Source organism: Halomonas sp. CKK8 (assembly GCF_029625235.1).
Taxonomy (GTDB): domain Bacteria; phylum Pseudomonadota; class Gammaproteobacteria; order Pseudomonadales; family Halomonadaceae; genus Halomonas; species Halomonas ventosae.
In genome coordinates this window covers 1,483,005-1,500,897 of sequence record NZ_CP121193.1, presented here as the reverse complement: position 1 = coordinate 1,500,897, position 17,893 = coordinate 1,483,005, and the positions used below count along the sequence as shown (strand labels likewise).

The window sequence follows — 17,893 nt, the reverse complement described above, 5'->3', positions numbered from 1 at the left end:
TTCCACATGCCTCCGGGTTGATTGATATGCATCAAGGGGGCCGGGACCTGACGGACTATGCTGGAGGGCAGGTCACCACCGCGGACTCGGCGCCGCGGTGGTCAGGCACGACGACACGCCGGCAACATGAATCCCAAGGGAGATGCCTCATGAACCTTCGCAAGCAGTCGCTCGCCATCGGATTAGCCATGGCCGTGGGAACAGGCGCCAGCGGCACCGCCCTCGCCCAGGGGATGATGGACGATGCCCGGGATGGCCAGGGGTATGGCCAAGGTCAGGGCCAGATGGGCCCCGGCATGATGATGGGACCGGGCCAGGGCCAGGGGTACGGTCGCGGCTATGGCCCGGGTCAGGGCCAGATGGGCCCCGGTATGATGGGACCGGGCCAAGGGTATGGTCACGGCTATGGCCCAGGTCAGGGCCATATGGGCCCCGGCATGATGATGGGGCCGGGCCAGGGCCAAGGGTACGGTCACGGCTATGGCTATGGCCCAGGTCAGGGCCAGATGGGTCCCGGCATGATGGGGCCGGGCCAGGGGTACGGTCGCGGCTATGGCCCAGGTCAGGGCCAGATGGGCCCCGGCATGATGATGGGGCCGGGCTATGGCCAAGGGTATGGCCAAGGATCCGGCCCGGGTCAGGGCCAGATGGGCCCCGGCATGATGATGGGGCCGGGCTATGGCCAAGGGTATGGCCAAGGATCCGGCCCGGGTCAGGGCCAGATGGGCCCCGGCATGATGATGGGGCCGGGCTATGGCCAAGGGTATGGCCAAGGATCCGGCCCGGGTCAGGGCCAGATGGGCCCCGGCATGATGATGGGGCCGGGCTATGGCCAAGGGTATGGCCAAGGCTATGGTCAAGGCTACGGCCCGGGTCAGATGGGACCCGGCATGATGGGCTTCGGCCCGGGTGGCCTGGAGCAGCTCTTCGACGAGGAGCAGCGCCGCGCCGCGCGGGAGCTGATGCAGGAGCACCGTCCCGCTCAGGTCGAGCGCATGAACCGCATGATGGAATTGCGCGAGGAGATGTTCACCCAGATGCAGCAGGAGCGCCCCGACCCCGAGAAGGTGCAAGCACTGCACACCCGCATGGCCGAGCTGCAGGGCGAGATGATGGCCGAGCAGCTGCGCCTGCATCAACAGATGCAGGACCTGCTCACCGACGAGCAGCGCCAGCGGCTGCGCGAGGCCATGCCCTACAACCGGTAACGTCCAGCGTCGCACCGGGGCGGGATGCGCCGCCCCGGCACCCTGAGGCGATTAGAGTGCGGCGAGGGGGCCGAGCAGGCCCTCCGGCAGGTCGGCACCCAGCCGCCTGAGCCCGGCCCACAGGGTCACCTGGTTGGCGGTCAGCAGCTCCCGGCCGGTCTCGCGGCTCAGGGCCTCGCGCAGGAACAGCGAGTTGACCGCCGTATCGGGCACCAGCAGCGGCCGCGAGGCATCGGGATAGCGGGCGCAGAAGCGGCGAACCTCTGTGCAAAGGTCGGCACGGTGCGAATCGGCGGCATAGGGACAGTCCAGTGTCTTGTCGTTGACCACGGTCACGCCCCCTCCCTCAGGAAGCTCACCAGCCGCAGGGTCACGTCGTCCGGATAGGGGCTGAGCAGGTCCACCCGGGCATGGCCGAGGGCCGCCAGCGCCTCATGGAAGGCCAGCGCCGTGGTGGTGACCGGCACGCCCAGCCGGGATGCCAGGGCCTCACTCTGCTCCCGGGCCCACTCCAGCCCGCCGATGAAGCTGGCGCTGGTGCAGGCCCATACCACCGCCTCGGCGCCGCCCTCCTCCACCAGCGTCCGGCCCACCGGGGCCAGCCGGGCCACCTCGCCCAGCGCCAGCAACGCCACCGGCGCATGGTGGCCGTCGCTTGGCACCCTGCCCACCTGGATCCGCGGCAGCCCGGCCACCTCGTCGCCGAGGGTGTACCACTCGTAGTCATCCGGGCCATCGTCGGGCAGCAGGATGCCCAGGCAGGCTTGTTGCGACATGCGATGACCTCCCGGTCTGGCTATAGACATTGCACAACTGGTCAGGACTGACCCTAGGCTACCGCAGGTTCCCCGGCCGCTGGCAATGCCCCTTATGGCTCACAGGAACTCGCGGGTGGCCTCCAGCACCCGGCCGTCGACCGTGCGCTGCAGCCTGTCCTCGATCTCGCTGCACAGCGATGCCACGTCCCGCGAGGAGGTGCCCACCACCACGAAGGTCCACTCGCTGGCATCGTGGCGGTCGAGCTCGCCGCTCTCGCAGACCGCGATCGACGGCTGGCGTCCGAAACGCTCATGAAGGCCGCCCATGCGCTGGCGCTTCTCCTTCAGCGAGCGGCAGCCCGGCAGGGCAATCCTGAGGGTGAGGACAGCGATGTGCATGGCGGACTCCTCTGGCCAGCGGGGGGAGTTCTCGGGTTGGCAGCGGGTGAGCTACCCAGGCTAAGGGCAGCATAGTAGCCTTTTCCCATCGCCTGCCCCGACGGGGATCACGATCACACCAGGAGAGCCCATGATCTGCCTGCACCACTGCATCAGCGCCCGCTCCTTCCGCCCCCTCTGGATGCTCGAGGAGCTGGGGTTGCCCTATGAGCTGATCCTGCACGACTTCCCGCCGCGGGTGCACGACGAGGCCTTCCTGGCGGTCAACCCGCTGGGCACGGTGCCTGCCTTACTCGACGGCGAGGTACGCATGACCGAGTCGGCGGCAATCTGCCAGTACCTGGCCGCCCGCCACCCCGAGGCCGGCCTGGACGTGGCCAGCCAGGACCCCGCCTACGGCGACTACCTCAACTTCCTGCACTTCGGCGAGGCGACCCTGACCTTCCCCCAGACCCTGGTGCTGCGCTACGGCCAGTTCGAACCCCCGGAGCGCCGCCTGCCCCAGGTGGTGGAGGACTACAGCCGGTGGTTCCTCTCCCGGCTGCGGAGCCTGGAGCCCAGGCTGGCGACCCAGCGCTGGCTCTGCGCCGAGCGCTTCACCGCCGCCGACGTCTCGGTGGGCTACGCGCTGCTGCTGGCCAGCCACCTGGGGCTGGACGAACGCTTCAAGCCGAGCGTGCGCGACTACTGGGCACGCCTGCAGGGCCGCGAGGCCTTCCGGCGCGCCCTGGAGGCCCAGCATACCGCCGCCGTGGCCCAGGGCGTCTCACCGACGGCCGCCATGGAATGGCGTTGAACCTGGATAACGGAAGCCTGGCATGTCATGGCATCGAGCCAGGCGCCGGGGGTATCCTCCCGACAGGTACATGACAGCGTTCCGGAGCCGGCCCGCCATGCACACTCCCGCCCTCGCCATCACCCGCACGCCCCTGGTTGCCGTCTACGGCACCCTGAAGCGCGGGCTGCGCAACCACCACTGGCTGGAAGGCGCCCACTTCCTGGGGGCCGACCGCCTCACCTCGGCGACCCTCTACGACCTCGGGCCCTATCCCGCGGCCAAGCCCGAGGCCTCGCGGGGCATCGAGGTGGAGGTGTTCGAGGTCAGCGCCCGGCTGCTGGCCGGGCTGGATCGGCTCGAGGACTACCGGGTGCGGACGCCGAAGCATGGCGACTACGAGCGCGTCATCCAGGCCACCGCCTACGGCCCCGCCTGGCTCTACCTCTACAACCGCGAGGTGGCCGGCTGCCCGGTGATCCGCGAAGGGGCCTGGCGGCCCCGATAACCCTGCAGTTGTGGTATAAACGCGGACGCTAAGGAACCCCTACCCGGAATGTCACCAAGGAGACGGCCATGGTCCGCTTCATCTTCACGCTCGCCGCGCTGGGCGGCCTGGCCTACGGCGGGCTCTACTTCTACTACGACGTGGAGATCAAGCGCGCCCTCGACCAGCGCCTCGACGACCTCGGCCTCACTGCCGTGGAGGTCAGGCGCGTCGACTTCGCGCCCATGGCCCCCCTGGCCAGCGACACCCATGTTACCGCCGAGGTGACCTACGGCGGCGCCGAGGCGAGCCTCGACATCCGCGTCATCGGCCATCCGGTGTTCTCCGACGAGACCCGCCTGGAGCTCGACAGCCTGCAGGCCCTGCGGCTCAGCATCGGCGCAGGCGGTTGAACCGCGGGACGGCAGGCGGCCACCGTTATCCCGCACCACCAGCGCCGTTACCCGGCTCACGACGAGGGTAGGCAGCCGACGGGGCTCGCACCGGCGGGCAGCTCGCGCAGGCGAACCTCCAGGTCGTGGCGCCGATAGTCGGTATCGAAGGCCATCACCGCGAAGACGGTATCGTCGCGCGGCCCCACCAGCCTCGCGCCGGAATGATGCACGAAGGTCCTGCCGTCCAAGGTCAGCGCCACCCTCGGCAGGGATTGCTCGTCGTACGCCAGCCGCAGCGACGCGAAGCGCCACGTCAGCGGCGCATCCACGGCACAGCTCGACAGGTCCAGCGGCGAGCCCGGCTCAAGCTCGACGCGCTGCCGCTCGAGTACCCTGCCCTCAGCATCGGTCACCGTCAGCCAGTAGGCACGCGGCCCCATATGGGGCTCGCCCTCCCCGGGCAGGGTCGCCAGCAGCGCGGCGCGCACCGGCTCCACGGGATGGAGGGGCGGCTGGAACGGCAGGTCTCGGCCCGGCTCGGGACGGTAGACGAAGCGCAGCGAAAGCAGCCGTTCGCTGGAGGCATCCAGCCCCGGCACGAAGCCCGACATCGCGGTCACCGCGCCAGGCTCCCAGGCGAGCTTGGCGTGGCGATCCTGCGCGGTGCGCAGGAAGAGCGTGCCGGGGGTAGCGTCCAGCGTCAGCCGGCCTGCGACAGTCGGCTCGGGGGAAGCATCCAGGTAACGCAGCAGGGAGTCCCAGGAGTCGTGGGCGATCCCCTGCGCCTCGGCCGAGACGAAGGACATCCCGCCACCCTCGGCGACGGCCAGGGTGACCGCGAAGGGCTCGCGCCGCATGGCGACGGGATAGAGATCGGCCCGTGCCGTGTCGCGAACCGGGGCGTGGTCGATGAAGGACCAGCCGAAGGGGTCGCCCGCCTCGTCCCAGCCCAGGTAGGCGGTGCCGCCGGGCAGGCGCTCGTCGCGGTTGGCCACCGTCTGCAGGCGCAACTCCGCTCCGGGCGGCACGTAACCGGCGTCAAGGGAGTGGAATCCCTCCGCCTCGACCTGCAATTGGCCAGAGCCGCTGGCAAGCAGCCATGCTGGCCCGGGCATGGGTACCCGAAAGTGCCCGTCGGCATCGGTGGTGGCACTGGCCACGTAGCGCTTGTCCCAGACCAGTTGGCGATCCGGACCGCTCAGTCCCCAGCCGTGACGACTCAGGGTCACGGTGGCGCCGGCCACCGGCGCAGCACTGTGGTACTCGACCAGTTGTCCCGACACAGGGGGCGGTGTCAGCCGCCAAAGCACCAGCCACGCTGCAAGCACAAGCCCCAGCGCCACTGCACCCGATACCACGACCCACCGCCAGCGACGCCCGGGTTTCTTGCTCATGCTCACCCTCCCCTCCTAGCCCTTGGCAGCGTAGCACCCGTGGCATGGACCAGATGTTGCTGCGCTCGACAAGGGACGAGCGGGAGTGACGGCGAGCGGCGGTTCTGAGGGCAAAGGCGGCCTACCGATCCAGCCCCCAGTACCTGATCCGGCGGTAGAGCGCGGCGATGGCGCCACTGCCCAGCATCATGCCAAGGCCCGCCACCACCACGAACAGGGCGTCGTAGGCGACGGCATCCGCGCCCGTGTAGGCTGCCACCAGCATGCCGACGTGACGCACCACCAGGTACACGCCGATCAGGAAGGTGCCGGCCCGCACCAGGTCCTCGTCCGCGATTCGCGCGCCGGCATCGGCCTCGACGCCGCCATGCAGCCTCTCCGCCAGCCGGCCGGCGAAGCACCACAGCAGCACACCGCCTAGCATCGGCACCCCCACCGTCGCCACGTAGATCAGCAGCAACTTCCCGACCCCGGGCTCGGCGGCATTGGGCCCCAGCAGCGCCAGCGCCGGCACCACCGCGAACAGCGTCTTCAGGAAGAGATAGAGACCCAGAAGGCGGATCAGCAGAATGGAGAAGGGCTTCATGGTGGCTCCCGGTCAGTCCTCCGCCTCATCGTCCTCGATGGGCGTCCCAAGCGTATCGACCAGCATGCTGTGGCACTCGACATCGAACCACTCGTCGAAGCGCTTCAGGGTGCGCTTCGGCCACAGCGTGGGGTCGGTGTACCAGCCCTCCAGCTCCGACTCGAACAGGCTACGCCAGTTGGCCTTGACCCACCGCCTGACCTCCTCCGGCGAATCCGCTACTTCGTCGCTGACCAGATAGACGGTCAGGTCGCTATTGACCTCTTCCAGGGTAACGCTGCTGCCACCCGTCGCGGGGTCGGCGTCGTTGATCCACTTCACGGCCGGGGTCTTGTAGCGCAACATCAGGGCGGAACGGTTGAGCATTGATGTCTCCCTTGGAATGCGTACGAGTGCAGATTTCCAGCCAGGTCAGCTTGGCAATTGTAGTGAACCGGTTCCCACGATCAGTGCCTGTCCCGCAATGCGGATCGTCAGACCGTCTTCGCCGCGCTCAGCCTCGGCAAGGATGCGGCTTGGGCGCCCCAGCTCGATGCCCTGCTCGACCTGCCAACGCCATCGGCCATTTCCCTTTTTCTGCACCAGATACCCTGCCAGGGCCGCGGCAGCACTGCCGGTCGCCGGGTCCTCGCGCACACCACCCTGGGTGGAAAACATACGGGCTCTCACGACGCGTGTTGCATCAGCCTCGTCACCAGCCACATAGAGATAGACCTGATCCTGACCGCTGGGTGACACACATGCCGTCCAGGTACCCGGCGATGGGAGTGCCCGCTCGAGGGCCTCCTGTGACGCGAGCTCGACCAGATGATAAGGCAGCCCGCAGGAGGCGAGCACTGGCTCGCTCAGGACCTGGTGTGCCTCCAGCCCCAGCAGCTCAGCGGCGGCGGCCTGGTTCAAGGTACTGGCCAGGATGCTGAACGGTGGTGCCGTGGTGAAACGAGCCAGTTCGTGCTCGAACTCCACGACCAGGGGGCCGACGCCGGCCTCAAGAACCAGAGGAAGGTCACGCTCTGCCATACCCAGTTCCACCAGCAGGTGGGCAGTGCCTACCGTCGGATGGCCAGCGAAGGGCAGTTCCTCGGTAGGCGTAAAGATGCGGACGGGATAACGATGTTGGCCGGTTGGTTGGCCGACGAACACTGTCTCGGAGAGGTTCAACTCGTTGGCTATGGCCTGCATAGTGCCGGACTCAAGGCCCTCGGCATGGGGAAAAACCGCCAGCGGGTTGCCAGCAAAAGCCCGATCGGTGAAGACATCGAGCAGGAAGTACTCAGTCATACAGCCTCGCCTGAAACCCGAGCTTCAGGGCTGGCGAGCATGTTCATGATCAGCCGGACCATCGTCTCCTTGTTGGCCGGGTCGGACTCGGCGATCAGCAGCGTCAGGGCGGCGAGGCCCACGTCGTTGACCACCACCTCGCCGTGGGCATCGAGCAGACGGTCGTTGTGATAGAGGAAGTCGACGAAGAGGTAGGCCGCGCTGCGCTTGTTGCCATCGGCGAAGGGGTGGTTCTTGACCACGAAATAGAGCAGGTGCGCGGCCTTGGCCTCCACCGAGGGGTACGCCGGCTCGCCGAAGACCGTCTGGTCGAGGTTGCCGAGCAGCGCATCGAGGCCGTCGCCGCGCTCCCGGGCGAACAGGTCTGTGGCCTCGCCCTTGGCAATCAACTCGGCCTTCAGCGACGCCAGCGCCGTGCGGGCCTCCTCCAGCGTCGGCAGTCGGCCGCCGGCCTGGGCATGAGGCTCGGTGAGCAGGCCCTCGTCGTAGCGCTGCAGCAGCAGGAAGGTCTGGGCATAGCGGGTGACGATATCCACCAGGCCCCGGCCGCTGGCGGCATCCAGCGCCGGGCTGCCGGCGGTCTTGCGCACCAGGGCCATGGCGGCCTCAAGCTCGCGGGCGTTCTCCTCGAAGCGCTGGCGATTCAGCGTCCAGCCCTTGGTGAGGTGCTCGCGCAGCACCCGGGTGGCCCACTGGCGGAACTGCACAGCGCGCCGGGAGTTGACGCGATAGCCCACCGAGATAATGGCATCGAGGTTGTAAAGCTCGATCTGGCGGCGAACCTGCCTGGCACCTTCTTCTTGAACTGTTGCATTTTTTGCAACTGTTGCCCGGCGCTCCAGTTCGCCTTCCTTGTAGATATTACGCAAGTGCCGAGAAATCACAGACTTATCGCGACCGAAGACCTCGGAGAGCTGCTGCAGGCTCAGCCAGACGGTCTCGTGTTCAGCATCCAGCCGTACCTCGACCGCCTGGTCAGCCTCCTGGTAGATAACGATGGGCGCCTGGCTCTCGGAACTCATGCCTTAGCCTCCTCCACCGACGCTTCGGACTCTTTGGCCGTCAGCTCGCCGGAGAAGGCCTTCTGCAGCAGGGACTGCTTCCGTTCACCAAGGTTGGCGTTGGCGACGCGGCTCTGTTCCAGGTCGTCCAGGTACTTGAGGAACAGCAGCCAGGAGGTCTGCTCGGTGTAGTCCAGCTCGGTGGCACAGCCGGCCTCTTTCCACAGCACATCGTCGATGTTCTTGAAGGTCTGCTCGAACATGGGGGTTCGCGGTTCCTTGCGATGAGAATCGTGGGGGCAATGCTACGCCGCGGCGTCGGGAGGCGCCAATCGCCTGTGGCGGAGGGAGTCGCGCTGAAAGCTTAATTACCACGAAGGCCCAAATCGCGAAGCAAGATTCGCTCCCACGAAGACCTGTTGGGTGCCGGGAATGAGTGCATTGGCAACCAGAGGGGTTCGCGCTGCAAGCAGCGCTCCCACGAATACCGGTCGTGTGCCAGGCGTGGGGGGCTCCCACGAAAACCGGGAAGTGGCGTGATATGCTCGGGGGCACATCAACCGGCATCCCTGCCGATCATCGAGGAGAGCAACATGGCTCAGGCAAGCGCACGTCATATCCTGGTGGACAGCGAAGCGAAGTGTAACGAACTCAAGGCCGAGATCGAGGGCGGTCGCGACTTCGCCGAGGTCGCCCGCGAGCACTCCTCCTGCCCGTCCGGCAAGCAGGGCGGCGAGCTCGGCACCTTCGGCCCGGGCCAGATGGTGCCGGAGTTCGACAAGGCGGTGTTCGAGGGGGAAGTGGGCAAGGTGCAGGGCCCGGTAAAGACCCAGTTCGGCTACCACCTGCTGGAGGTCACCGAGCGCAGCTGAACCCGTATCGCACCTGATCGACGCCGTGCATGGCCGCCATGCACGGCTTTTTCTTGTACAACCCCTGTATCATCCGGCCAGTCGCGCTAGGATGGGAGGCACCATCGATCACCACAGGAGAAGCCGCCAATGAACGACGAGGCCTTTCAACAGAGCATCCGCAAGCTGCTGAAGACGGTGGGCGTCACCACCCAGCAGGAGATCGAGAAGGCCGTGCAGCGAGCGCTCGCCGAGGGGCACCTCGAGGGCAATGAGAGGCTGCCGGCCCGGGTGACCGTGGAGGTGGACGGCCTGAGCCTGGCGCTCGACTTCGACGGGGACATCACCCTTGAGTGACGCGCCGATGATCCAGGTCGAGGGGCTATCGAAGACCTTCGCCGATGGCTTCAAGGCGCTGGTGGATGTCGACCTCACCATCCAGCGGGGCGAGATCTTCGCCCTGCTCGGCCCCAACGGCGCGGGCAAGACGACCCTGATCAGCGTGATCTGCGGGCTGGTCAACGCCAGCCGCGGCCGGGTCCTGGTGGATGGCCACGACAACGTCGGCGACTACCGCGCGGCGCGGTCGCTGATCGGCCTGGTGCCCCAGGAGCTGACCAATGAGGCCTTCACCACGGTGTGGGATACGGTGAGCTTCAGCCGCGGGCTGTTCGGCAAGCCCAAGGACCCGGCGCACATCGAGAAGGTGCTGCGCTCGCTGACGCTGTGGGAGAAGCGCAACAGCCGGCTGCTGGAGCTCTCCGGGGGAATGAAGCGACGGGTGCTGATCGCCAAGGCGCTCTCCCACGAGCCCCAGGTGCTGTTCCTGGACGAGCCCACCGCCGGCGTGGACGTGGAGCTGCGCCGCGAGATGTGGGAGGTGGTGCGCGGGCTGCGCGACCAGGGGGTGACCATCATCCTCACCACCCACTACATCGAGGAGGCCGAGGAGATGGCCGACCGCATCGGGGTGATCCGCCGCGGGGAGATCGTGCTGGTGGAGAACACCCATGCGCTGATGCGCAAGCTCGGCAGCAAGGAGCTGACCCTGCACCTGCAGGAGCCGCTGGAGGCGGTGCCGGAGTCGCTGGCGGGCCACGGCCTGGCGCTCGCCGACGAGGGCCATGCGCTGGTCTACAGCTACGATGCCGCCCGCCAGGAGGGGGGCTCGACGATCTCGGGGCTGCTGGCCGACATAGAGGCGGTGGGACTTCGGGTCAAGGACCTGCACACCCGCCAGAGTTCGCTGGAGGACATCTTCGTCAGCCTGGTCCAGGAGCGTCACTGAGCATGAAGCGTTTCAACCTGCAATCCGTCAAGACCCTCTACCTGGCCGAGATGGCGCGCAGCCTGCGCACCGTGCTGCAGAGCATCGTCTCGCCGGTGATCTCCACCTCGCTCTACTTCGTGGTGTTCGGCGCGGCCATCGGCACCCGGATCAGCGAGGTGGATGGCATCAGCTACGGCGCCTTCATCGTGCCGGGCCTCATCATGCTGATGCTGCTCACCCAGAGCGTCTCCAACGCCTCCTTCGGCATCTTCTTCCCGCGCTTCTCGGGCTCGATCTACGAGATCCTCTCGGCGCCGATGTCCTACGTCGAGGTGGTGCTGGGCTACGTGGGCGCGGCGGCGACCAAGTCGCTGATCCTTGGCGCCATCGTGCTGGTCACGGCGCGGCTCTTCGTGCCCTACTCAATCGACCACCCGCTGATGATGGTGGTGTTCCTAGTTCTCACCGCGGTGACCTTCAGCCTGCTCGGGTTCATCATCGGCATCTGGGCCGACGGCTTCGAGAAGCTGCAGCTGGTGCCGCTGCTGGTGATCACCCCGCTGACCTTCCTGGGCGGCACCTTCTACTCCATCGACATGCTGCCGCCCTTCTGGCAGACGGTGACCCTGGCCAACCCGGTGGTCTACCTGATCAGCGGCTTCCGCTGGAGCTTCTACGGCATCAGCGACGTCAGCCCGCTCGTCAGCCTGGGCATGATCCTGCTGTTCCTGGCCGCCGCACTCGCCGTGGTGGGCTGGATCTTCCGCAGCGGCTACCGCCTCAAGCCCTGAGCCCTCACGCGCGGATCAGGGTGCCGGCCTGGCCCGCCAGGACGCGGCAGGCGTCCTCCAGCGCCCCGATGCCGGCGACGCCGCCCCGGGAGAGGACGAACTCGCAGGCGGCCGCCACCTTGGGCCCCATGGACGCGGGGTCGAAGGTCCGGCTGGCCAGCTCGCCCGGGGTGACCGGGCCCAGCGGCCGGGGCGCCGGGCCGCCCCAGCCGTCGTAGACCGCCGCCACGTCCGTCAGCAGCAGCAGGGCATCGGCATCCAGCCGCGCCGCCAGCAACCCGGCGGCATGGTCCTTGTCGATCACCGCCTCCACGCCCTCCAGCCGCCCGCCGACGCCGCGCACCGTGGGAATGCCGCCACCCCCGGCGCAGATCACCACCACCCCGGCCTCCATCAGGCGGCGGATGATGTCGATGGGCAGGATGCGCCGCGGCAGCGGCGAGGCAACCACCCGTCGCCAGTGCCCGGTGGCCTCCTCGACGAAGGCCCAGCGCTTCTCGGCCTTGAGCCGCTGCATGGTGTCGCGGTCATAGCCGGGGCCGATGGCCTTCGACGGGGTCAGGAAGGCGGGGTCGTCGGCATCCACCTCGACCCGGGTCAGCAGGCTGGCGCAGCTGGCACCGGGCGGCATCTCGTTGAGCAGCTCGGCCTCGATCAGGTAGCCGATGATGCCCTCGGTCGCGGCGTCCAGCACGTCCAGCGGATAGGGGGCGACCTCGGCGTAGGCCTGCGCCTGGAGCGCCAGCAGGCCCACCTGGGGGCCGTTGCCATGGGTCACCACCAGCTGGTGGTGACCGGCGAGCTCGGCCAGGGCGGCCGCCGCACGCCGCACGTTATGGCGCTGGTTGTCGATGGTCATGGGCTCGCCACGTCGCAACAGGGCATTGCCGCCCAGGGCTACCACGATTCGCATGCAAGCCGCCTCCGGCGTGGGTGGGTTCGGGGCCTCGATGTCGGGTCACGCGGCAGGACGAGGCCCGGACAAGGCGCAGGCGTGCGTCCCCTTTCATCAGCATAGTCGGGTGCTGCGCTGCCACGTACCTCGACCTGCCCCGCGCCCCGGGGCCGGCTATCGAGGCGCGCCCGGGGCGGGTATCATCGCCCTCCTCGCCACCTCACCGCGGAGTTCCCATGCCGATCCTGCACAGCATCATCCATCGCATCGACAAGGCCGTCGGCGAGGCGCCGATGAGCCTGGTGCCCGCCACGGCGGAGCTGCCCCCCTCCCCGGCCCTGGACGACCTGCTGGCCGGCTTCAACGATGCCTTCAATGCCAAGCCCAAGGCCTGGGGCCACTTCGCCGAGACGACGCCCGAGGGCGAGGTGAGCTCGCCCTTCGCCAGCGAGCTTTCCGACTATCTCGACGGGGGCCGTGACTTCGTTGCCTTCTCCCGGGACCTGGCGGGCCGCATCGCCGAGCTGGTCGGCGCCCACCTCTCGCTCTCCGGCGACCTGCTGGTGCTCCACCACCAGGTCGGCGACACCCGCTACCTGAGCCTCGCGCTGCTGCACCACCGCGAGGGCTTCGGCATCGACGACCGCCTCGCCGTGGTGCCGGTGCGCCAGCTGAACCTGGCACAGATGACCCTGGCGGCACGCCTCAACCTGAACCAGTGGCAGGCCGGCGACTCGAGGCAGTACCTCGCCTGGACCCGCGACCGCGGCGGCAAGAAGCTCGCCGAGGGGTTCGCCGCCCTGCTCGGCGCCGAGGAGGGCGTGGACGCCAGCGGCGAGACCCGCACCCTGCTCAAGGCCTTCAGCGACTTTGTGGAGCAGGAGGACCTGCCCGAGGAGGCCAGCCGCGAGAAGACCGACGCGCTGATCGACTACGCCAGCGACCAGGCCCGCCGCGGCGAGCCGATGACCCTGGAGGCGCTCTCGGAGGTCCTCGACGAGCAGCAGCCGAAGGCCTTCTACGACCATATCCGCAACGCCGACTACGGCCTCTCCCCGGAGATCCCCCCGGACCGGCGCACCCTCAGCCAGTTTCGCCGCTTCACCGGCCGCGCCGGCGGCGTATCGATCAGCTTCGACTTCCACCTGCTCGGCTCCGGCGTGGAGTACGACGAGGACCAGGACCGGCTGATCATCAAGCAGGTGCCCAAACAGCTGCGCGAGCAGCTCAAGCGCCAGGGCTGAGCACGGGCCGGCACACGACCTCCGAGCCGTGTCACGCAGGGCACACATCCCGCTATGCTGAAGCCCTGACCCATATTGCTGAGGGAGAGTCGCCATGCGCCGCATCCTGATCCTTCAGGGCCACCCCGATGCCACCGCCCCCCACCTGCTGCATGTCCTGGCCGAGCACTACCGTCTGGGCGCCGAGACGGCGGGGCACGAGGTGCGCACGGTGAGGGTCGCCGACCTGGACTTCCCACTGCTGCGCAGCCAGCAGGCCTGGACGGAGGAGCGCATGCCCGCCTCGCTCGACGAGGCGGCGGACGCCATCCGCTGGTGCGAGCACCTGGTGCTGTTCTTCCCGCTGTGGCTCGGCGACATGCCGGCGCTGGTGAAGGGGTTCCTCGAGCAGGTGATGCGACCGCACTTCGCCTTCGAGTACGAAAAAGGCAACCCCCTGGGCCACAAGGGACTGACCGGACGCTCGGCGCGTGTCGTGGTGACCATGGGCATGCCCGCCGTGATCTACCGCCACCTCTATCGCGCTCACAGCGTCAGGTCGCTGGAACGCAATATCCTGGGGTTCGTGGGCTTCAAGCCGGTGCGCGAGACGCTGATCGGTTCGGTGGAGGGCCTCGACGCGGATGACTGTCGCAAGTGGTTCACCCGCCTGGAGAAGCTGGGTGCCGAGGCAGAATAACCGCTGAGCCCCCTCTAGTACGTGACTCACACTTGCTCTGTAAGCGATCGCTTACAAGAGCCGTGAGCCTACTGTGACACTTGCACGAGGTGGCTGGCGGGAAGCGCAATTTGTCGCCATGCTTCCCCGGTACCGCTGCCATGTGAGCAGGCACCGACGGCAGGACTTCCATAAGAACACCCACTCAAGGGAAGCGGACGGCCGTAGTCATCAAGACGGGCGCCGTCCCTCAAGGAAGTAGTAATGGCCACCAACGCAGGGGATGGCAACGAACTGGATTGGCGGGGCGAGTTCCGGGACGCCGCCCGGGAGGCCCTGTTCCGCCGCACCATGCAGGCCCATGACGCCTGCCAGCTGCGTCATGCGCTGGTGGTGGCCGCCGGGCTATTCCTCGCCTTCAGCCTGACGGACTTCAGCCTGCTGGGCACCAGCGACGCCTTCATGGTGCTGCTGGCCATGCGCGCCACCGTCGCCACGAGCTTCCTGTTGCTGGCCCTGGCGGTATGGCGGCGCCCCTCCCTGGCCCAGGCGCCACTGTCGATCAACCTGGTCTGCCTGCTGGCCGTCAGCGGCCTGCTGCTCACCATCCCCCTGCGGCCGGATGGCATCATGACCAACCTCGCCTCCATCGTGGCCGCCAGCATGGCCCTCTATCTCTTCATTCCGAACCGGCTGCCCTGGATGCTGGCCAGTAATGCCTACCTGATCGGCGGCTTCCTCATCTCGGTGGTGGTGTGGTCAGCGCTGCCCGGCGGGGTGCTGGTGAACAGCCTGCTGCTGCTGGGCTTCGTCAACCTGCTGTGCTGGCTGACCGTCTCCCGCATCCACCGGCTGCAGCGCGCCCAGTTCGCCAGCCTGCTGGAGGAACGCTCGGTCAACCGCCGGCTGAAGGAGGAGATCGGGGAGCGAAACCAGCTGGAGCAGCGCCTGCGCCATATGGCCAGGACCGATGAGCTGACGGGGATCACCAACCGCCGGCGCTTCTTCGAGCTGGCAGAGCAGGAGCGCCGCCGGGCACATCGTGACGGCACGCCCCTGTCGCTGTGCATGGTGGATGTCGACTACTTCAAGGCCATCAACGACGTGCATGGCCATGCCATCGGCGACCTGGCGCTGACGGTGGTCGCCGCCCGCTGCCAGTCCGTGCTGCGCGAGAGCGACATCATCGGCCGCTATGGCGGCGAGGAGTTCGTGATCGCCCTGCCCCTGGCCAACCTGATCACCGCCAGGGAGATCGCCGAACGCCTGCGTGAGGCGGTGTGTCGCCGGCCCCTGGAGGTCAAGGGCGTGGCGCTGGAGCTGACGGTCACGGTCGGCATCAGCCGGGTCGACGATGGCGAGACCAGCCTCGACCCGGGCCTCTTGCGCGCCGACCGGGCCCTGTATGCCGGCAAGGAGAGCGGGCGCAACTGCGTGGTGGTGACGCCCCAGGGCCCCGAGCTGACCCTGCTGGAGAGCGTGCCCGCGGGTGTCACGCCAGGTGCGGTTCGAGCCACTGCCGCAGCTGCGGCCCCTGCAGCACTCCCGGCTGGCGGGCGACTTCCCGGCCGTTCCTGAAGACGATCAGGGTGGGAATGCTGCGGATGCCGAAACGCGCCGCCAGCGCCTGCTCGGCCTCGGTATCGAGCTTGGCGAAGCGCAGGCGGGGCTCGAGCTCCCGGGCGGCCTCGGCGAAGATCGGTGCCATCATCTTGCAGGGCCCGCACCAGCTGGCCCAGAAGTCCACCACCACCGGCAGTTCGCTGCGCTCCACCAGGGCAGGGAAGTTGGCCGCGTTGAGCGCCACTGGCTCGCCGGTGAAAAGCGCCTGCTTGCACTTGCCGCACTTCGGCCCGTGGCCGAGGCGCGCCCTGGCGACGCGATTGATGGCCCCGCAGAGGGGGCAGCCCAGGGTCAGGGAATCGGCCATCTCGCTCTCCATCCGGAAAGGGTTTCCCGCACTATGCTGGCGACCGGCGGGCGCTTCAAGCGGCATCGCGTCGCAGGCTGCCGCGCCCCGCCATGCAGTGACCTGCGCGGGCTGCTATCGTCGGCGGCAACACCTCCCGTCCAAGCCGCCGAGACCTCCATGGCAACACGACCCGACCCCCGCGTGCTGCTGCGCCTGCTGACCCTGCTGCGCCCCTACCGCTGGCGCCTGGTGCTGGCCGCCCTGGCGCTGCTCGCCGCCGCGGCCAGCGTGCTTCTGCTCGGCCAGGGGCTGCGCCTGGTCATCGACCAGGGGTTTCTGGCCGAGGACCGCGCACGACTCGACCAGGCCCTTGGCCTGATGCTCGCGGTGGTGGCGGTGCTGGCGATGGCCTCGGCGCTTCGCTACTACCTGGTCACCTGGATCGGCGAGCGGCTGGCGGCCGACCTGCGGCGCCGGGTCTTCGACCACCTGCTCGACCTCGAGCCCGGCGTCTTCGAGGGCAGTGCCGGGGAGAGCGGCGGCGCCGGGGAGATCGCCTCGCGACTGACGGCGGACACCAGCGTGCTGCAGAGCCTGTTCGGCTCGTCGATCTCGCTGGCCCTTCGCAACCTGCTGATGCTGGTCGGGTCGGTGGCGCTGATGCTGGTGACCCAGCCATGGCTCTCGGCCATCGTGCTGCTGGGCATCCCCGCCACGGTGCTGCCGATCCTCTGGTTCGGGCGCCGGGTGCGACGCCTCTCGCGCTTCAGCCAGGACCGGGTGGCGGAGCTCGGCCGCTATGCCGGGGAGGCCCTGGCAGGGATCCGCACCGTCCAGGCCTTCACCCACGAGACGCAGGATCGCCGGGCCTATGGGGCTCGGGTCGAGGAGGCCTTCGCCACCGCCGTGGCCCGTACCCGCCAGCGCGCCTGGCTGACGGGCATTGCCATGCTGGCGGTCTTCGCCGCGGTCGGCGTGATGCTGTGGCAGGGCGGCCAGGCAGTCCTGGCCGGCAGCCTGAGCGCAGGGGAGCTCTCGGCCTTCGTCTTCTACGCGGTGCTGGCGGCGGGGGCCGTGGCGACCCTGGCCGAGGTGGCCGGCGACGTGCAGCGCGCGGCGGGCGCCGCGGAGCGCCTGCTGGAACTGCTGGATACCCGCCCGGGCATTACGCCGCCCCCCCATCCGCTGCCGCTGCCCGAACCGCTCTCCGGGGAGATCCGCCTGGAGGCGGTGGGCTTCACCTACCCGGGCCGGGAGACCCCGGCGCTGGATGCACTGGACCTCACCCTCCGGCCAGGGGAGCGGGTGGCGCTGGTCGGCCCCTCCGGGGCCGGCAAGAGCACCCTGCTCTCGCTGCTGCTGCGCTTCCACGATCCGGACCAGGGCACGCTGCGCCTGGACGGTCTCGACCTGCGTGACCTGGACCCGCGCGAGCTGCGTCACGCCCTGGGCCTGGTGGCCCAGGAGCCGGTGCTCTTCAGCGGCAGCGTGGCCGAGAACCTGCGCTTCGGCCGACCCACGGCCAGCCTCGATGAGCTGCGCCGGGCCGCCGGCGATGCCAATGCCCTGGGCTTCATCGAGGCGCTGCCCCGGGGGTTCGACACCTCGCTCGGCCCCGGCGGCGTGCAGCTCTCCGGCGGGCAACGCCAGCGCCTGGCCATTGCCCGGGCGCTGCTCAAGGCGCCCCGGGTGCTGCTGCTCGACGAGGCCACCAGCGCCCTGGACGCGGAGAGCGAGCGGCTGGTGCAGCAGGCTCTGGACCGGCTGATGGTGGGCCGCACCAGCCTGGTGATCGCCCATCGCCTGGCCACCGTGGTCGCAGCCGACCGCCTGCTGGTGCTGGACAACGGCCGGCTGGTGGCCAGCGGCCGCCATGATGAGCTGCTCGAAGCAAGCCCGCTCTACCGCCACCTGGCCGAGCTGCAGTTCGGGCGCCACCCCGCGGCTGCCATGACCGACGCGCCTGCGCCCTCCTGAGCCGACCTGCC

Annotated in this window: 23 protein-coding genes; 12 read left to right on the top strand and 11 right to left on the bottom strand. The window is 68.6% G+C overall.

Annotated elements, in window-relative coordinates; genetic code table 11:
• Positions 1 to 149: 149 nt before the first annotated feature.
• Positions 150 to 1,208, top strand: coding sequence for a Spy/CpxP family protein refolding chaperone (locus tag P8934_RS07100; RefSeq protein WP_278033544.1), 1,059 nt, complete (start codon positions 150 to 152; stop codon positions 1,206 to 1,208).
• A gap of 51 nt (positions 1,209 to 1,259) precedes the next feature.
• On the opposite strand, the gene P8934_RS07095 is transcribed toward P8934_RS07100, so the two are convergent.
• The 3 genes from P8934_RS07095 to P8934_RS07085 form a co-directional block, all read right to left on the bottom strand.
• Positions 1,260 to 1,544 (bottom strand): hypothetical protein, encoded by a 285-nt coding sequence (locus P8934_RS07095; protein WP_278033543.1) that lies wholly within the window; start codon positions 1,542 to 1,544, stop codon positions 1,260 to 1,262.
• Entirely contained in the window at positions 1,541 to 1,984 is a 444-nt protein-coding gene (locus P8934_RS07090; RefSeq protein WP_278033542.1) for a hypothetical protein, read from the bottom strand. The genes P8934_RS07095 and P8934_RS07090 overlap by 4 nt, the downstream gene beginning before the upstream one ends.
• A gap of 99 nt (positions 1,985 to 2,083) precedes the next feature.
• The gene (locus P8934_RS07085) at positions 2,084 to 2,365 is read right to left on the bottom strand and encodes a DUF503 domain-containing protein (protein WP_278033541.1); all 282 of its coding nucleotides are present in this window, start codon (positions 2,363 to 2,365) and stop codon (positions 2,084 to 2,086) included.
• A gap of 130 nt (positions 2,366 to 2,495) precedes the next feature.
• Between P8934_RS07085 and P8934_RS07080 the strand changes: the two genes are divergently transcribed.
• The 3 genes from P8934_RS07080 (at position 2,496) to P8934_RS07070 (ending at position 4,040) form a co-directional block, all read left to right on the top strand.
• Positions 2,496 to 3,161 carry a glutathione S-transferase family protein gene (locus P8934_RS07080; RefSeq protein WP_278033540.1) on the top strand — a complete coding sequence of 222 codons (666 nt, stop codon included), beginning with the start codon at positions 2,496 to 2,498 and terminating at the stop codon, positions 3,159 to 3,161.
• Between the two features lie 97 nt (positions 3,162 to 3,258).
• Positions 3,259 to 3,648, top strand: coding sequence for a gamma-glutamylcyclotransferase family protein (locus P8934_RS07075; RefSeq protein ID WP_278033539.1), 390 nt, complete (start codon positions 3,259 to 3,261; stop codon positions 3,646 to 3,648).
• 68 nt (positions 3,649 to 3,716) lie between these two features.
• Positions 3,717 to 4,040: a hypothetical protein gene (locus P8934_RS07070; RefSeq protein ID WP_278033538.1), complete on the top strand. Its 324-nt coding sequence runs from the start codon at positions 3,717 to 3,719 to the stop codon at positions 4,038 to 4,040.
• Positions 4,041 to 4,096: 56 nt separating this feature from the next.
• Here P8934_RS07070 and P8934_RS07065 read toward each other — a convergent pair whose 3' ends face one another.
• The 6 genes from P8934_RS07065 to P8934_RS07040 all read right to left on the bottom strand — a co-directional run bounded on the left by P8934_RS07065 (position 4,097) and on the right by P8934_RS07040 (position 8,547).
• Complete coding sequence (locus P8934_RS07065; protein WP_278033537.1) at positions 4,097 to 5,416, bottom strand: hypothetical protein; 1,320 nt, start codon at positions 5,414 to 5,416, stop codon at positions 4,097 to 4,099.
• Between the two features lie 121 nt (positions 5,417 to 5,537).
• Entirely contained in the window at positions 5,538 to 6,002 is a 465-nt protein-coding gene (locus P8934_RS07060; protein WP_278033536.1) for a hypothetical protein, read from the bottom strand.
• A 12-nt stretch (positions 6,003 to 6,014) separates the two neighbouring features.
• Entirely contained in the window at positions 6,015 to 6,368 is a 354-nt protein-coding gene (locus P8934_RS07055; RefSeq protein ID WP_278033535.1) for a hypothetical protein, read from the bottom strand.
• 45 nt (positions 6,369 to 6,413) lie between these two features.
• Entirely contained in the window at positions 6,414 to 7,283 is an 870-nt protein-coding gene (locus P8934_RS07050) for a PhzF family phenazine biosynthesis protein (RefSeq protein WP_278033534.1), read from the bottom strand.
• A complete protein-coding gene (gene rhuM / locus P8934_RS07045; RefSeq protein WP_278033533.1) occupies positions 7,280 to 8,305 on the bottom strand; it encodes a RhuM family protein in 1,026 nt (341 codons plus the stop codon). The genes P8934_RS07050 and rhuM overlap by 4 nt, the downstream gene beginning before the upstream one ends.
• A complete protein-coding gene (locus P8934_RS07040; RefSeq protein ID WP_278033532.1) occupies positions 8,302 to 8,547 on the bottom strand; it encodes a type I restriction-modification system subunit M N-terminal domain-containing protein in 246 nt (81 codons plus the stop codon). The genes rhuM and P8934_RS07040 overlap by 4 nt, the downstream gene beginning before the upstream one ends.
• A gap of 330 nt (positions 8,548 to 8,877) precedes the next feature.
• Between P8934_RS07040 and P8934_RS07035 the strand changes: the two genes are divergently transcribed.
• From P8934_RS07035 to P8934_RS07020, 4 genes are all read left to right on the top strand, one after another.
• Positions 8,878 to 9,156, top strand: coding sequence for a peptidylprolyl isomerase (locus P8934_RS07035; protein ID WP_106229285.1), 279 nt, complete (start codon positions 8,878 to 8,880; stop codon positions 9,154 to 9,156).
• A gap of 129 nt (positions 9,157 to 9,285) precedes the next feature.
• Positions 9,286 to 9,492, top strand: a complete 207-nt coding sequence (locus tag P8934_RS07030) for a DUF6494 family protein (RefSeq protein WP_106229284.1) — start codon at positions 9,286 to 9,288, stop codon at positions 9,490 to 9,492.
• A 7-nt stretch (positions 9,493 to 9,499) separates the two neighbouring features.
• Positions 9,500 to 10,423 carry an ABC transporter ATP-binding protein gene (locus P8934_RS07025; protein ID WP_278034012.1) on the top strand — a complete coding sequence of 308 codons (924 nt, stop codon included), beginning with the start codon at positions 9,500 to 9,502 and terminating at the stop codon, positions 10,421 to 10,423.
• A gap of 2 nt (positions 10,424 to 10,425) precedes the next feature.
• Complete coding sequence (locus P8934_RS07020; RefSeq protein ID WP_278033531.1) at positions 10,426 to 11,196, top strand: ABC transporter permease; 771 nt, start codon at positions 10,426 to 10,428, stop codon at positions 11,194 to 11,196.
• Between the two features lie 4 nt (positions 11,197 to 11,200).
• Here the strand turns inward: P8934_RS07020 and P8934_RS07015 are convergent, their stop codons facing one another.
• Complete coding sequence (locus P8934_RS07015) at positions 11,201 to 12,109, bottom strand: carbamate kinase (protein WP_278033530.1); 909 nt, start codon at positions 12,107 to 12,109, stop codon at positions 11,201 to 11,203.
• A gap of 218 nt (positions 12,110 to 12,327) precedes the next feature.
• Between P8934_RS07015 and yejK the strand changes: the two genes are divergently transcribed.
• The 3 genes from yejK to P8934_RS07000 all read left to right on the top strand — a co-directional run bounded on the left by yejK (position 12,328) and on the right by P8934_RS07000 (position 15,571).
• Positions 12,328 to 13,335: a nucleoid-associated protein YejK gene (gene yejK, locus P8934_RS07010; protein ID WP_278033529.1), complete on the top strand. Its 1,008-nt coding sequence runs from the start codon at positions 12,328 to 12,330 to the stop codon at positions 13,333 to 13,335.
• A gap of 94 nt (positions 13,336 to 13,429) precedes the next feature.
• Positions 13,430 to 14,014 (top strand): NAD(P)H-dependent oxidoreductase, encoded by a 585-nt coding sequence (locus P8934_RS07005; RefSeq protein WP_278033528.1) that lies wholly within the window; start codon positions 13,430 to 13,432, stop codon positions 14,012 to 14,014.
• Between the two features lie 243 nt (positions 14,015 to 14,257).
• The gene (locus P8934_RS07000) at positions 14,258 to 15,571 is read left to right on the top strand and encodes a GGDEF domain-containing protein (protein WP_278033527.1); all 1,314 of its coding nucleotides are present in this window, start codon (positions 14,258 to 14,260) and stop codon (positions 15,569 to 15,571) included.
• On the opposite strand, the gene trxC is transcribed toward P8934_RS07000, so the two are convergent.
• Positions 15,486 to 15,923, bottom strand: a complete 438-nt coding sequence (trxC, locus tag P8934_RS06995; protein WP_278033526.1) for a thioredoxin TrxC — start codon at positions 15,921 to 15,923, stop codon at positions 15,486 to 15,488. The two genes, P8934_RS07000 and trxC, sit on opposite strands and share 86 nt — an antisense overlap.
• Before the next feature lie 159 nt (positions 15,924 to 16,082).
• Here trxC and P8934_RS06990 point away from each other — a divergent pair, with 159 nt between their 5' ends.
• Positions 16,083 to 17,882, top strand: a complete 1,800-nt coding sequence (locus P8934_RS06990; RefSeq protein ID WP_278033525.1) for an ABC transporter transmembrane domain-containing protein — start codon at positions 16,083 to 16,085, stop codon at positions 17,880 to 17,882.
• Positions 17,883 to 17,893 lie beyond the last annotated feature (11 nt).